The 14,258-nt window shown below is 40.2% G+C and carries 19 protein-coding genes; 12 read left to right on the forward strand and 7 right to left on the reverse strand.

Going from position 1 to position 14,258, the window contains the following annotated elements; all coding sequences use genetic code 11:
* Window positions 1-174 precede the first annotated feature (174 nt).
* From AC6IZR_RS03625 to AC6IZR_RS03635, 3 genes are read right to left on the reverse strand one after another with little or no spacing between them, the layout of a single operon-like run.
* Complete coding sequence (locus AC6IZR_RS03625; RefSeq protein ID WP_497848802.1) at window positions 175-990, reverse strand: TIGR03943 family putative permease subunit; 816 nt, start codon at window positions 988-990, stop codon at window positions 175-177.
* Window positions 987-1,892, reverse strand: a complete 906-nt coding sequence (locus tag AC6IZR_RS03630) for a permease (RefSeq protein ID WP_014713646.1) — start codon at window positions 1,890-1,892, stop codon at window positions 987-989. The genes AC6IZR_RS03625 and AC6IZR_RS03630 overlap by 4 nt, the downstream gene beginning before the upstream one ends.
* Window positions 1,892-2,041, reverse strand: a complete 150-nt coding sequence (locus AC6IZR_RS03635; RefSeq protein ID WP_301355455.1) for an SPJ_0845 family protein — start codon at window positions 2,039-2,041, stop codon at window positions 1,892-1,894. Before AC6IZR_RS03635 ends, AC6IZR_RS03630 begins: the two co-directional genes overlap by 1 nt.
* A gap of 148 nt (window positions 2,042-2,189) precedes the next feature.
* Between AC6IZR_RS03635 and AC6IZR_RS03640 the strand changes: the two genes are divergently transcribed.
* From AC6IZR_RS03640 to AC6IZR_RS03675, 8 genes are all read left to right on the forward strand, one after another.
* On the forward strand, window positions 2,190-4,346 hold the full coding sequence (locus AC6IZR_RS03640; protein ID WP_497848937.1) for a Tex family protein: 2,157 nt from the start codon (window positions 2,190-2,192) through the stop codon (window positions 4,344-4,346).
* A complete protein-coding gene (locus tag AC6IZR_RS03645; protein ID WP_497848803.1) occupies window positions 4,333-4,788 on the forward strand; it encodes a SprT family protein in 456 nt (151 codons plus the stop codon). The genes AC6IZR_RS03640 and AC6IZR_RS03645 overlap by 14 nt, the downstream gene beginning before the upstream one ends.
* Before the next feature lie 74 nt (window positions 4,789-4,862).
* Entirely contained in the window at window positions 4,863-5,141 is a 279-nt protein-coding gene (locus AC6IZR_RS03650) for a PspC domain-containing protein (RefSeq protein ID WP_257739024.1), read from the forward strand.
* Window positions 5,142-5,153: 12 nt separating this feature from the next.
* Window positions 5,154-5,522: a hypothetical protein gene (locus AC6IZR_RS03655; RefSeq protein WP_497848804.1), complete on the forward strand. Its 369-nt coding sequence runs from the start codon at window positions 5,154-5,156 to the stop codon at window positions 5,520-5,522.
* Between the two features lie 179 nt (window positions 5,523-5,701).
* Window positions 5,702-6,634 carry an HPr(Ser) kinase/phosphatase gene (gene hprK / locus AC6IZR_RS03660; protein ID WP_347112486.1) on the forward strand — a complete coding sequence of 311 codons (933 nt, stop codon included), beginning with the start codon at window positions 5,702-5,704 and terminating at the stop codon, window positions 6,632-6,634.
* Window positions 6,631-7,413, forward strand: a complete 783-nt coding sequence (gene lgt, locus AC6IZR_RS03665) for a prolipoprotein diacylglyceryl transferase (protein ID WP_497848805.1) — start codon at window positions 6,631-6,633, stop codon at window positions 7,411-7,413. Before hprK ends, lgt begins: the two co-directional genes overlap by 4 nt.
* Window positions 7,414-7,416: 3 nt before the next feature.
* Entirely contained in the window at window positions 7,417-7,800 is a 384-nt protein-coding gene (locus AC6IZR_RS03670; RefSeq protein WP_315377450.1) for a DUF948 domain-containing protein, read from the forward strand.
* 14 nt (window positions 7,801-7,814) lie between these two features.
* A complete protein-coding gene (locus AC6IZR_RS03675; protein WP_497848806.1) occupies window positions 7,815-8,273 on the forward strand; it encodes a YtxH domain-containing protein in 459 nt (152 codons plus the stop codon).
* 131 nt (window positions 8,274-8,404) lie between these two features.
* Here AC6IZR_RS03675 and AC6IZR_RS03680 read toward each other — a convergent pair whose 3' ends face one another.
* A complete protein-coding gene (locus AC6IZR_RS03680) occupies window positions 8,405-8,698 on the reverse strand; it encodes a DUF3270 family protein (protein WP_223325082.1) in 294 nt (97 codons plus the stop codon).
* 129 nt (window positions 8,699-8,827) lie between these two features.
* On the opposite strand from AC6IZR_RS03680, the gene AC6IZR_RS03685 reads away from it, so the two are divergent.
* Window positions 8,828-9,757 (forward strand): peptidase U32 family protein, encoded by a 930-nt coding sequence (locus AC6IZR_RS03685; protein ID WP_223325080.1) that lies wholly within the window; start codon window positions 8,828-8,830, stop codon window positions 9,755-9,757.
* Between the two features lie 95 nt (window positions 9,758-9,852).
* Window positions 9,853-11,139, forward strand: coding sequence for a peptidase U32 family protein (locus AC6IZR_RS03690; protein ID WP_003002878.1), 1,287 nt, complete (start codon window positions 9,853-9,855; stop codon window positions 11,137-11,139).
* A 182-nt stretch (window positions 11,140-11,321) separates the two neighbouring features.
* Here AC6IZR_RS03690 and AC6IZR_RS03695 read toward each other — a convergent pair whose 3' ends face one another.
* A complete protein-coding gene (locus tag AC6IZR_RS03695) occupies window positions 11,322-12,692 on the reverse strand; it encodes an MFS transporter (RefSeq protein ID WP_150906377.1) in 1,371 nt (456 codons plus the stop codon).
* 40 nt (window positions 12,693-12,732) lie between these two features.
* Window positions 12,733-12,858, reverse strand: coding sequence for a 3-hydroxyacyl-ACP dehydratase (locus AC6IZR_RS03700; RefSeq protein ID WP_013903887.1), 126 nt, complete (start codon window positions 12,856-12,858; stop codon window positions 12,733-12,735).
* Between the two features lie 102 nt (window positions 12,859-12,960).
* On the opposite strand from AC6IZR_RS03700, the gene AC6IZR_RS03705 reads away from it, so the two are divergent.
* Window positions 12,961-13,290, forward strand: a complete 330-nt coding sequence (locus tag AC6IZR_RS03705) for a winged helix-turn-helix transcriptional regulator (protein WP_013903886.1) — start codon at window positions 12,961-12,963, stop codon at window positions 13,288-13,290.
* Window positions 13,291-13,553: 263 nt separating this feature from the next.
* Here AC6IZR_RS03705 and AC6IZR_RS03710 read toward each other — a convergent pair whose 3' ends face one another.
* Window positions 13,554-13,886, reverse strand: a complete 333-nt coding sequence (locus AC6IZR_RS03710; protein ID WP_003008097.1) for a hypothetical protein — start codon at window positions 13,884-13,886, stop codon at window positions 13,554-13,556.
* A 90-nt stretch (window positions 13,887-13,976) separates the two neighbouring features.
* Between AC6IZR_RS03710 and AC6IZR_RS03715 the strand changes: the two genes are divergently transcribed.
* Window positions 13,977-14,189, forward strand: coding sequence for a YdbC family protein (locus AC6IZR_RS03715; RefSeq protein WP_003002541.1), 213 nt, complete (start codon window positions 13,977-13,979; stop codon window positions 14,187-14,189).
* Window positions 14,190-14,258 lie beyond the last annotated feature (69 nt).

Consider the following 14,258-nt stretch of genomic DNA (forward strand, 5'->3'; position numbering starts at 1 on the left):
TATTTTACCATAAAATCTACAAGATTTCTTTGATGGAATCGTTGTTCCGAATATTTTCCGCTTGGATTAGAGGATTTGAGAGGAAAGCATAGAAAAAGCTAGAACCAATGTGGATTCTAGCTTGAGCTGTTATAAAATGTTTGGATCGACCACCGAAGAAACTTGGTGACTCCATCAGAATACGCGGTAGACATATGGATTGGCCGGTTTCGTAATGGTCTGGCAATCGCTAATGTGGAGGACAGGCAAGCTTTGCTTGAGTTGCTTGTGGTATTCAATGGACAAGGTTCCTTTCGCATGGATCCAGGTGTTGTTTTCGAAATGCTGCGGAGCACCGGTTGTTAAAAGACCGTAGACACCCGAGTCTGCGATACAGTGGATGATCCCAAAGCGAAAGAGAAATTGGCTGTTCTTGTTATTGGGGTCATTGTATACAAAGCCGGTCAACTCGATTGTCTTTCCTGCAAATTGGTCAGGATAATCATAAAGTACTTCCATGACTTCCATGTAATTCTCAGTGGTCACCTGGATTACTTTTTTATCAACATATTTCTTTGCAGCCTGCTTCATTTCTGACTCATAGGCAGATTTGGTAAAATAGCTACTAGTATCTGGTTTGAGATACTGGGTTGTTGTCCCTTCGTCCTGCTGGATTTCCTTGGAAGAACCGGCCGCAACCGGAAAGTGGTAGCCTTTGGCAGAGACTGTTTGGGAATCCAGTGTCACTGTAGGGAAAAATAGCCCGACAAACAAAGGAATACAGAGCAAGAAGATACTCGCCACTTTTGCCCAGAAGCCAGAGAGATGACTGTGGATCTTCATCTGCTTGACCCAGATGATCAGCTGCACAAGAGCTAAAACAAAGGACAAGAACATGGAAATATAAGCCAAGTAAGAATAGTGTAAGTTGATGTATTGATTGAGCTTACCAGATAATTGCAGGTACATGGTGAGCTCAAAATAGCCAGCTAATATCAAGAAACGAATCATAGCACTACCCCCACAAACCAAGCATAAAGGAGCACGACTCCACTCACAATTCCGATAAATTGCCAGATAAAACGGGTCTTGAGATAATTTTTCATCATGAGGAGATTTTTGACATCAAGCATAGGCCCAATCACCAAAAAGGCAAGAACAGGCGCTACTCCAAAACTTGTTAGAAGAGAGGATCCAACAAAGGCGTCCGCCTCGCTACAAAGTGAGAGGAGAAAGGACAAGACCATGAGAAGGAGAATAGCAATAACCGGTGTCGCGCTGATCGAAGTGAGGATCCGTGTTGGGACATAGACTTGGACGAGGCTGGCAAAGAGGCAACCAAATACCAGGTAACGTCCCGTATCAAAGAATTCATCAATGGCTTGTACCAAGACTTGGAAGAGCTTTTGACCCTTGCTCAAGTCCCTAAAATCATGTTCATGTACAGCCTTACGATGTTCTTTTTGGATCGAATCTGTCTGAATAAAACCAAGAAAGATTCCAAGTACCGTTGCGACCAGTAGGGAACCAAGGGCGCGGTAGAGGGCCATCTTGACAGAATTCCCAAAGGCTGAGTAGGTTGCAAAGAGAACGATAGGATTGATGACCGGTGCTGTCACCAGAAAGGGAACAGCAGTATAACTTGGGACTTTCTTTTCTAGAAAGCGATTGATAATGGGAACAATTCCACATTCACAGGAAGGAAAGATAAAGCCGATAAAGGTCCCAAAGAAGATCCGCCCAAATTTATTCTTAGGAAGAAAGCGGTAGACCCTCTCGGGGGTGATATAGACCTCAATAATCCCTGAAATGATACTTCCGATTAGGACAAAAGGTAGGGCCTCGATAATAATCGAGAGAAAAATAGCCCCAGCCTGCAAGACGCTAGAGGGAAGGTGTTGAAAGAATGTCATTACTTAACCTTCTTTGCTTCTTTAGTTGTAGCAGTTTCTGACTTCTTTTTTTCTTCGGGGAATTCGACTGTTTTTTCTACATCTGGAAAACTTGCAAAGTTTTCAAACATTTTATCAAGATCATCTGTTTTTGAGAATTTAATAGCCATTGTTGGGCCTCCTTTTTATTTTCTTTCATTATAACAAAAAGGAAAGAGCAAGGGGGAAATGGAGCATAAAAGGAAAGAACATGAGGGTCAAAATTATTCTATGAAAAATCCCTGAAACAGAGACCAGAACAGGCGATCTCACCCCTTGATGGTAGCAAAATATGCTATAATAGAAGCTATGGATAAATATGAAAAAATAGCCCAGGAATTGGGTGTTAGCTTAAAACAAATCGATACTGTATTGAGTCTGACCGCAGAAGGCTCAACCATTCCTTTTATTGCCCGCTATCGAAAAGATATGACGGGAAATTTAGATGAAGTAGCGATCAAGGCCATTATTGACCGGGACAAATCGTTAACGGCTCTAGCTGAACGAAAGGAAACCGTCCTTGCTAAGATTGAGGAACAAGGCAAACTGACAGAGGCGCTCAAGCAGGCTATTGAAGCTGCTGAAAAATTAGCGGATGTCGAAGAACTTTATCTCCCTTATAAGGAAAAACGACGGACCAAGGCGACGATTGCTCGAGAAGCAGGACTTTTCCCCCTGGCACGTCTCATTTTGCAAAATAGTCCAGACTTGGAAGCAGAGGCTCGGAAATTTACCTGCGAGGCCTTCCCAACAGAAACCGCAGCATTAGCTGGTGCAGTGGATATTCTGGTAGAAGCTATTTCAGAGGATACCCAATTACGGGCCCTCACCTATCAAGAAATTCATGGGCATTCCCTCATGACGTCAACCTTGAAGGATGAAAGTTTAGATCCTAAGAGAACCTTTGAAATCTACTATGATTTTTCTGAAAAGATCAAGAATATGCAAGGCTACCGGACTCTAGCTCTCAATCGTGGGGAAAAATTGGGCGTTCTTAAAGTAGGATTCGAGCACCATTTGGATCGAATCATTCGTATTTTTGAGGCTCGTTTTAAAACTAAAAATGCCTATGTCGATGAGGTTATTCAACAAGCGGTTAAGAAAAAAATCGTTCCTGCGATTGAACGTCGGATTCGGACAGAGTTGACGGAGGTGGCAGAAGACGGAGCCATTCAATTGTTCTCTGAGAATTTACGGAATCTATTGCTCATTCCTCCATTAAAAGGGCGCGTGGTCCTTGGATTTGACCCAGCCTTTCGGACTGGTGCTAAACTAGCCGTTGTCGATGAGACAGGAAAGATGCTTGCCACCCAGGTCATCTATCCAGTTGCTCCTGCAAAACCAGCTCAGATCGAGCAGGCTAAAAAGGATCTGTCCTCCTTGATCAAGGAGTTTGGCGTAGAAATTATTGCGATTGGAAATGGAACCGCCAGCCGTGAAAGTGAGGCCTTTGTCGCAGAGGTGCTTCATGACCATCCAGGAGTTCGCTATGTTATTGTCAATGAAAGCGGAGCATCTGTCTATTCAGCTAGTGAGTTGGCCCGTCATGAGTTCCCAGAGCTAACCGTTGAAAAACGCTCGGCCATCTCCATTGCCCGTCGCTTACAAGATCCGCTAGCAGAATTGGTGAAAATCGATGCCAAATCCATCGGTGTCGGTCAATACCAGCACGATGTCAATCAGAAAAAACTGACGGAAAGTTTAGATTTCGTGGTAGATACCGTGGTCAACCAAGTTGGGGTCAATATCAATACGGCTAGTCCTTCTCTCTTAGCGCATGTAGCAGGACTCAATAAAACCATCTCTGAAAATATCGTGAAATACCGGGAAGAAGAAGGAATGATTCTTTCACGAGCACAGATTAAAAAAGTTCCTCGCCTCGGAGCCAAGGCTTTCGAGCAGGCTGCTGGATTCTTACGCATCCCTGAAAGTAAAAACATCTTGGACAATACCGGGGTTCACCCTGAAAGTTATAAGGAAGTTGAAAAACTTTTTCAACTTCTTGAAATTACCGAACTCGATGCATCAGCTCAGGAAAAATTAAAAGCTGTGAACATAAAGGAGATGTCTACTCAGCTGGATCTGGGACCAGAAACCTTGAAAGATATCATTGCCGATCTCCTAAAACCAGGTCGCGATTTGCGGGATTCCTTTGATGCACCTGTGCTCCGCCAGGATGTCTTGGATATTAAAGACCTGCATATTGGCCAAAAATTAGAAGGGGTTGTGCGCAATGTGGTTGACTTCGGAGCCTTTGTCGATATTGGCATTCACGAGGATGGCTTAATTCATATCTCCCATATGAGCAAGCAGTTTATCAAGCATCCAAGCCAAGTCGTCTCTGTAGGAGATTTAGTGACGGTCTGGGTGAAGAAGATTGATGTGGAACGCGAAAAAGTCAATCTCAGTTTGGTAGCTCCGAATGAATCTGACTGAGTATGTGCGCCAAGTATCCAAAGAAGATTTTGGGAGAGAATTCCGCCATCGAGCAGAGTGGAATGCGCGTCTGCAAACCACTGGAGGCCGTTTCTTTCCTAAGGATCGGCATCTTGATTTCAACCCCAAGATTTATCAGACGTTCGGATTAGAGACCTTTCGGAAAATCGTCCGCCATGAGCTCTGCCATTACCATCTTTACGATCAAGGAAAAGGCTATCGCCACAAAGATCCAGCCTTTAAACAGCTCCTTCAGCAAGTGGATGGACTTCGATTTACACCACCTCTACCAGAAAAGACTGGACGAGTCAAGCGGATCTATTTCTATCAATGTCCTCACTGTGGTCAAGAGTATAGGCGAAAGCGAAAAATCGATCTGAAGAAATATGCTTGCGGTCGCTGTCACGGTCGTCTGCAATTCCTTGAAATGAGACAGGAATGAGAATCGGTCTTTAGGCGGATCTCTTTCTAGTTAGACTCTGCTAAAATAGGTCTAACTAGAAAGAGGAAAATCAAATGACATCATCATTTTACAAATCAAAACGCCACCGCCTGGTTTCAGGTGTGCTAGCTGGGCTGGCCGATAAATTTGGTCTGAGTGTAACGCTACTTCGCTTCTTGTTTATTCTTTTTACGGTCTCTCATGCCTTTATCGGTGTGATTATCTACTTACTGTTAGATACGACCTTACCTTATAAGGAAGAGGAGCAGGAAATATTTGACGATGGCCCTCGACCTCGTCGGAGAAAAGAGGCTGAACCCATCCATGATCAGAATGATAGTCCGTTTTTCTAAAAGGAGATCCGGGTGAAGCAGAAGTTCTATTACCTTGCTTTTATTCTATATCTCTTCTTCAGTTTTATAGGACAGTTTTTCATTTTAAATCGTGTTTTTGGTGAAGGAGTTGGAACAGTTTTTATCGGAATGGCCCTTTATCCACTGGGCATTTGGAATAGTCTCTTCTACCTCTTGTTTCTGTCAACAGAAATGGCTAGAAAGCCACAAATTTATCGGTTTTCGATTTTATTTCTGCCGATGTTGTGCCTGGTTTTGTCCTTGTTGGGGGGAGGACCTACCGCCTTTATACTGGGCTTGATCGCATTTCCTTCAAATGCGGTGGTCTATGCTGTCTCGACTGGAATCAAATCCATGATTAAAGATTTCTTGCAAGGCTGAAGGCTGGAGCATTCTTCAGATGTTACCATCATTTCCTAGAGGTTAGAGACATTTGTCTTGGCCTCTTTTTAGTCGCATTAAAAAGGAGTTGAAAATGGATCATTCAAATGACACTTCAGTCTCTCGTCTGAAGAGAAAATCTGCTATAATAGAGAGAGAATTTTAAAAGGGAGAATGATATGGCAGTTACTGTTCGCGATATACAGGAAAAGCTTCGTCTGTCAGTTGTTTATGGGGATGATAACCTCTTAAGCAAGGAAATTACGACTGCGGACATCTCACGTCCAGGTCTTGAAATGACGGGCTATTTTGACTATTACACACCTGAGCGGATTCAGCTTGTAGGAATGAAAGAATGGTCCTACCTGGTGAAGATGAGCTCTCACAACCGACATCAAGTTTTGCGCAAGATGTTCCAGCCAGAGACACCTGTCATCATTGTCGCGCGGAATTTGGACATTCCAGAAGAAATGTTACGGGCTGCGGAAGAGAAGCAGCTGGCTATTTTAAAGAGCAATGTTGCGACGAGCCGTTTGTCTGGTGAGTTATCCAGTTATTTGGATAGCCGCTTGGCAGAACGTACCAGTGTTCATGGTGTTTTGATGGATATTTATGGGATGGGGGTCTTGATCCAAGGAGATAGCGGGATCGGTAAGAGCGAGACAGCTTTGGAACTTGTCAAGCGGGGTCACCGTCTCGTAGCGGATGACCGAGTCGATATCTATGCCAGAGATGAGATGACCCTTTGGGGAGAGCCTGCTGAAATCCTACGTCACCTACTAGAAATCCGTGGTGTCGGGATTATCGATGTCATGAGTCTATACGGTGCGAGTGCTGTGAAGGATTCTTCACAAGTTCAAATCGACGTTTACCTGGAAAATTACACTAAGGACCAAACTTATGATCGTCTTGGTAACAACGCAGAAGAGTTGGAAATCGGTGGAGTCACCATTCCTCGTATTCGCATTCCAGTGAAGACAGGTCGAAATATTTCGGTCGTGATTGAAGCAGCAGCCATGAATGTTCGTGCCAAACAAATGGGCTATGATGCCACTAAAACCTTTGAAGAACGTTTGTCCCAGTTGATTAGTCAAAATGAGGTGAAGGAATGAATCCAGTAGCCCTTCAATTAGGTCCGATCAGTATTCGTTGGTACGCAATTTGTATTGTCTCTGGTTTGATTCTAGCTGTTTATCTTTCCATGAAAGAAGCGCCCCGTAAGAAAATTGATCCAGATGCCATCATTGATTTCATTCTGATTGCTTTTCCTCTTGCGATTGTGGGTGCCAGACTCTATTACGTTACTTTCGAATGGGGCTATTATAGCCAGCACCTTGGTGAGATTTTTGCTATTTGGAACGGAGGAATCGCGATTTATGGTGGTCTCTTAACGGGTGCTTTAGTTCTTTATCTTTTCTCTCGTAGACGTTTGATTGAACCGATCGACTTTTTAGATATTGCGGCCCCAAGCGTCATGATTGCCCAGAGCATTGGTCGCTGGGGGAACTTCTTCAACCAGGAAGCTTATGGGGCTACTGTTAAGAGTCTCAACTACCTGCCCTCTTTTATTCGAGACCAAATGTATATAGATGGCAGTTATCGTCAGCCAACTTTCTTATATGAATCCAGTTGGAATCTGTTAGGATTTCTCTTGATCTTGCTTATTCGTAGAAAACCTCATTTTTTGAGGCAAGGTGAGATCGCAGCCTTTTATCTCATCTGGTATGGATTTGGGCGAATGATCATCGAAGGAATGCGGACGGATAGCCTGATGTTTGCGGGTCTGCGTGTTTCTCAATGGTTATCAATGATTCTAATTCTAGTTGGACTCGTTATTATTATTTATCAGCGGCGCAAAAAAGCCCCTTATTATGTAGAAGTAAAGGAGTAACATATGTTTATTGAAATTGCATACGGTCTCTTAGGCCTTGCTTTAGTAGCGTTAGTCATTTACCTGATTTTCTTCCTCTCAAAGATTGGAAAAGTCGTGGATGAGACGCAAAAGACCATCCAAGTCTTAACATCGGATGTCAATGTCACCTTGCATCAGACCAATGATCTATTGGCAAAAGTCAATGTTTTAACAGATGATTTGAATCAAAAAGTTGCAACGATTGACCCACTCTTTACAGCTGTAGCAGATCTTTCAGAGTCTGTCTCAGATTTGAATGACCAAGCGCGTCAATTGAGTGTTAAAGCTGCATCAGCTGGTGGGAAAACTGTAAAAGCCTCTATCGGATTAAAAGCGATTCAGATGGCTTCAAAATTATTTAAATAGAATTGAGGAAAAAGATGGGACGTTTATCTAGTTTATTAATTGGTGTGATTTCAGGTGCTTCAGCAGCCTACTATTTGTCAACTGAGCAAGGTAAGAAATTTACTAAAAAAGTTGTGCGCTTTGTAAAAGACTATCAAGAAGATCCTCAAGAAGTGCATGAATCAGTTAAACAAACTGCTAAAGATGTTTCAAAACAAGCAGCAGAAGTCATCCAACAAACCAAAGAAAAAGTTGGATCTGGAGAAATTACGACAGGAACTGTTTTGGAATCTGTCAAAGAAAAAACGCAAGATGTGGTTGAAAAATCTCAAGAAGTCTATCACTCATTTAAGGATAAACTTCAAAAAGAAAATCTAAGTGGCAATGACTTGGTTCAATCCATTCGCAAACAAACAGAATCAGAAGACATCGTGTTAGAGTTGGATGAAAAAGATTCTGAAGAAGTAGCTGAAGAAGAAACAAAAGAAGCATAAAAAAATGAGGCTCAGTGAGCCTCATTTTTTATGGAAGGTAAGATGGCAATTGGCAGTTAAGTTTTATCTTCCAACTGTTATTCCAATTAAAAAAATTCGAGTAAATAAAAGAAATCAGGAAAACCTGATTTTTATTTTTTTCGTTTATTGTAGTAAATTCGGAACCCTTGAATACTAGCAAAGCTAGAACCAATCGCTAAAGCAAACGCAAAGAAGGTATTCATTTTCGTTGCTAAAAAGACAAAACTAAATACAACCGTCAACACACAGAAAATAGCAATATTTAAAAAATATAGCAATTCACTTAATTGAGGTGCGGGTTCAACTTCAGGAGCATAGTCCTGAATAGGGGTTTCTTGGGTTTGTTTGGTTAATTCGATATAATCGAATTCTTCTTCATGGTGTCTTAAATTTCTTACGGGCATTTTCTCTCTCCTAACAGTACTCTATTATTCTATCATGAATTCAGGTATATAAATGTTACAAAAATGTTACAAATTTTACAAAATGAATATATTTTTCTAGAATATCGGAATTTTTGTTATAATGGTTCTATGAAAAATATTATTATTACAGCAACAGCAGAGAGTGTTGAGCAAGCGCAAGCCCTGATTGATGCAGGGGTTGACCGAATCTATGTCGGTGAAAAAGACTACGGATTACGATTGCCTCAAACTTTAAGCTATGACGAAATAAATCGAATTGCCCAACTGGTCCATGCTGCTGGCAAAGAATTGACAGTAGCTGTAAATGCACTCATGCACCAATCGATGATGGATTCAATCAAGCCTTTCCTAGATTTTCTAAAGGAAATTCAGGCTGATTATATTACTGTCGGAGATGCGGGCGTTTTTTATGTCTTGAAACGAGATGGCTATCCATTCAAAACCATCTACGATGCATCAACCATGGTCACTTCTAGCCGCCAGATCAATTTCTGGGGAAAACAAGCAGGAGCTTCTGAAGCTGTTCTGGCTCGTGAGATTCCATCTGCCGAATTATTCGTAATGGCTGAGAATCTTCAGATTCCAGCAGAAGTATTGGTCTATGGTGCTAGCATTATTCACCATTCGAAACGACCTCTTCTTCAGAATTATTACAACTTCATCAAGACAGAGGACTCTGTGACCAAGGAGCGTGATTTGTTCCTAGCAGAACCAGGAGATCCAAATTCTCATTATTCGGTCTACGAGGACAAACATGGAACCCATATCTTCTCAAATAATGACTTGAATATGATGACCAAATTGTCTGAGTTGGTAGAACATGGCTTTGATCATTGGAAACTCGATGGTGTCTACTGTCCGGGTGAAAACTTTGTCAAGATTACAGAGTACTTTGTCAAGGCCCGTGATTTGATTCAAAAAGGAACATTTACACAGGATCAAGCCTATCTGTTTGATGAAGAAATCCGCAAATTGCATCCAGCTAATCGTGGTTTGGATACTGGTTTCTATGATTATGAACCAGATCGTGTAAAATAATAAAAAAACTAGGGCTTCTTCATTTGTGAGTTTTCCTTTTTCAGGGAACGAAGAGGCTATTCATCATATCGACAATCTTGTAAATTGGAGAAAACATGACAAATACAAAAAAACGTCCAGAGGTTTTGGTACCTGCTGGAACATTAGAAAAATTAAAAGTTGCCGTTAATTATGGGGCAGACGCAGTGTTCGTCGGTGGACAAGCCTATGGTTTGCGTAGCCGTGCTGGAAACTTTACCATGGATGAGCTTCGTGAAGGTATCGAATATGCGCATGCACGTGGCGTAGATGTACACGTGGCTTCGAACATGGTGACCCATGAGGGAAATGAACAAGGGGCTGGTGAATGGTTCCGTGAATTACGAGATATGGGCCTTGACGCCGTGATCGTCTCAGACCCGGCCTTGATTGAAATCTGTGCAACTTATGCACCTGGACTCAATATTCACTTGTCTACGCAAGCTTCTGCAACCAACGTGGAGACCTTCCATTTCTGGAAAGAATATGGCTTGACCCGTGTCGTCTTGGCCCGTGAGGTATCCATGGAAGAGTTGGCAGAGATCCGTAAGCGTACCGATCTTGAGATCGAAGCCTTCGTTCATGGAGCCATGTGTATTTCTTATTCCGGACGTTGTACCCTTTCTAACCACATGTCTGACCGGGATGCCAACCGTGGTGGTTGTTCTCAATCTTGTCGTTGGAAATACGATCTCTATGATATGCCATTTGGCCAAGAACGCAAGAGTATCAAAGGACAAGTCCCAGAAGAATATTCTATGTCAGCCGTGGACATGTGTATGATCGAAAATATTCCAGACATGATTGACAATGGGGTTGATAGCTTGAAGATCGAAGGTCGGATGAAATCTGTCCATTACGTATCAACAGTTGCCAACTGTTACAAGGCAGCTTGTGATGCCTATATGGAAAGTCCAGAAGCCTTTTATGCCATTAAGGATGATTTGATCAATGAATTGTGGAAAGTCGCTCAACGTGAATTAGCAACTGGATTCTACTACCAAACACCGACTGAAAATGAACAATTGTTTGGGGCACGTCGTAAGATTCCGCAATACAAATTTGTAGGAGAAGTGGTGGACTTTGATCCATCTACCATGACTGCGACGATTCGCCAACGGAATGTCATCAATGAAGGCGACCAAGTGGAATTCTACGGACCAGGCTTCCGTCATTTTGAATGCCAGATCCAAGACTTGCATGATAAGGATGGAGTGAAGATTGATCGCGCACCAAATCCGATGGAACTTCTTACGATCACCGTTCCACAAGAAGTCAAGCCAGGAGATATGATTCGTTCTTGCCAGGAAGGTTTAATCAATCTCTACTCAAAAGATGGGGCAAGTAAAACTGTTCGAGTATAACAAAAAAAGAGAGGGTTAAATCTCTCTTCAGAATATAGAAAAACTCTATTAGGACTAGAAAAACTTCTCCTTTAGAGTTTTTTCTTTATATAATTATGAAAAAAGATTGAAGAAAATTGTCAAAATGGACTTTTTCTTCAATCTGTATAATCAACTTTTAATTGAATGCATTCTGTTTGGTTTTATTCTTTTCCATAAAGGTAACGACTAGCAATTAACCAAGTAGCAATATACATTATCACGTTAACCAAAAATGCGACAACGATAACCATATTCCAATTATGGGATAAATTAGTAGTTAGAATCCCCATAATTGTTGTACCAAAAAGTCCACCAATTTGTTTGTTAGCGTTTAAAGTTGCACCAGCAATTCCAGATAATTCTTGACCAGCAGCTTCCATAAGAATGGTAGTAGTTGCTGGAGTTAACACTCCGATACCAAGGCTCATTAAAGAAAATAAAGGGATTAGGATGTATAGTTGAATTTCATGAAAAAGGACTCCAATTCCAAAAATTCCTGCTGCTCCTACAATGGCAAAAATAATTGAGACAGTAGCGAGGCTTCCCACGGAAAATCGTTTTACAGCACGTGCGTAAAATAAATTACCAATAATTAAGACAATCATTCCTGGTAGAATGAGGAGTCCAGAAACCATTGAGGAGAGGTTTAAATAAGTTTGAAAATAAAGTCCTAGCACCAAAACAATACCATATAATGAAATGTTAACTACTAAACCTAACAGATTAGAGACAATAAACTTAGCATTTTTTAATAGTTGGTGGGGAACAATAGGTGCTTTACTTTTTTTATCGTGGACTACTAAACCAACAGTAAATAATATAAACAGGAGAAGAAACAATAAAAGATTTAGGTTACTATAGCCATATTGATTCCCTTCAACAAGGTAAATAACTAGACTTCCGATAGTTGCAACAAGAAATATATTACTGAAAATGTCAATTCTAGTCTTTGGATTGGCAATATTGTTTTTCACAAGAAGTAATATTGAAATTACTGTCAAAATTCCCAATGGAATATTGATTAAGAAAATACCCCTCCATCCGAAGTAGTTAATAATTAGTCCACCAATAAAAGAACCAGTACCGGTTGCAACAGAAATAATTGCTGTCCAAATTCCTAACATACGTGCTCTTTTAGTAGAATCAGGGTATGAAATGAATAAAAGTGCTAATGAACTAGGCATAAACAAAGAAGCACCGAAACCTTGAACGAATCTAAGTATGATTAATGTTTCAATATTTGGTGAAAAAGAGCACCCAAATGAGGCAAGTGTAAAAATTGTCATTCCAAATAATAAAATTCGTTTAGCACCATATTTTGTTGTTAGATTTCCTGAAAGTAGGAGTAAAGAGCCTAAAGCTAGTGTATAGGCGTTAATAATCCAAATGGATTGCTCTAATGAGACGCTCATAGCTGTTTCAATATGGGGAACAGCAAGAACCACTCCGGTTGTATCTAGGACCGCCATAATGTATCCTAGTGAAAGAATAAAAAGTAGATAAGCTGGCGCTTTTGTATTTGTTTTTTTCATCAAGCTTCCTCCGTTATTTCATCAAACCAATTTTCATTTATCAATCAAAAGCAATATATTTAACTTTCTGAAAATATTTTACTTGAGTATATCCAGTGCCAAAGTATCTTCCATCAGCGCAACCGAGAATATCTTTGATACGGTCAAACTTAGTTGTAATATCCATAGTAATTTCCCCTTTCAAATGATATAATTAGCTTATCATGTAATAATTTCTGAAACAAGAAGGGAAAAAAAGTATAGTAACTATCAAAAAAGGAGGAAATGAATGGAGACTTGCAAGAAGCAATCTTTGAAAAAATCAATTTGTCCAGCAAGAAGGGTCTTGAATTTACTAAAAGGTAAATTTACTCTTGAGATCTTATCTGAAATTATTGATGGTAATATACATTATAGTAGTCTTTTGCGTAGTGTAGAAGGTATTAATCCTAGAATATTAGCTCAACGATTACATGATTTTGAGCAAGAAGGTATTTTATCAAGAAAAGTTTTACCGACATCGCCTCCACAGGTTGAATATAAAATGACAAAAAAAGGTATTGCTCTAAGAAGTATCGTTGAAGAAATGAAAAAATGGGAGCATACTTATGGTGATTAGAGATTAGATTGAATTTACATAATTTATTACTAATATTTTTCTTTAAATAGATAATGTAATTATGAAAGATTTGGTGACCTTTTTAATCAAGGCAACGTCAATACTAGTAGTATGTACTGGAACTTTAACTTTTTACTAGGTTCAAAAGTTAAAGTTAAAATTTGATAGAATTTTTTTGATACTCTAATAAATTTAGAAATGAGATTAAAAGTAATAAAAACAAACGCCAAAAATGACGTTTGTTTTCAATATAAAAGAGAGGGTTAAACCTCTCCTTTTTGTTGAGCGATGCGAATATTATTGGGGACCAAACTGATTTTCTGGATCTCAGAAATCCGAATAATCGTGGACATACTCTTTTTAAAATTTTTCACGATCAGTTGTCGGCGTTCTTGGTCATACTTGACAATGTCGCCTGTAAAACTCTTATTTGAAAAAATAACATGTACCCCTTGTTTTTTTCGCAATGCTTGTTGAATGATGTCAATAATTCTCTCATCTTCTAATGGGGCAGGGGTACTGACTTTTCCATTGAAAAATTCATTTGCTCGGTCTTTAACGATCTCGAGAAATTTTTTCATAGCTAAATTCTCCATAACTTGATACAATATATTATAGATAATTTAAACGATTTTGTAAATGATTTACGAATATTAGAGATGAGAAGGCAAGAAAGGAGTCGTGAAATGGCAGAATTTTCATTCCAAATCGAAGAACATTTGCTGGTCTTGTCAGAAAATGACAAGGGTTGGACCAAAGAATTGAACCGTGTGAGTTTTAATGGTGCTCCTGCTAAGTATGATATCCGGACCTGGAGTCCCGACCATACAAAGATGGGAAAAGGCATTACACTCACGAACGAAGAGTTCCAAGTCATGCTCGATGCATTTAAAAATTAAGAAAAAGAGGTCCTTCAAGGGCTTCTTTTTGTTATAGTCTAAGGCTATATAGATGTCAAAGATATTAGA

Source organism: Streptococcus mobilis (genome assembly GCF_059727625.1).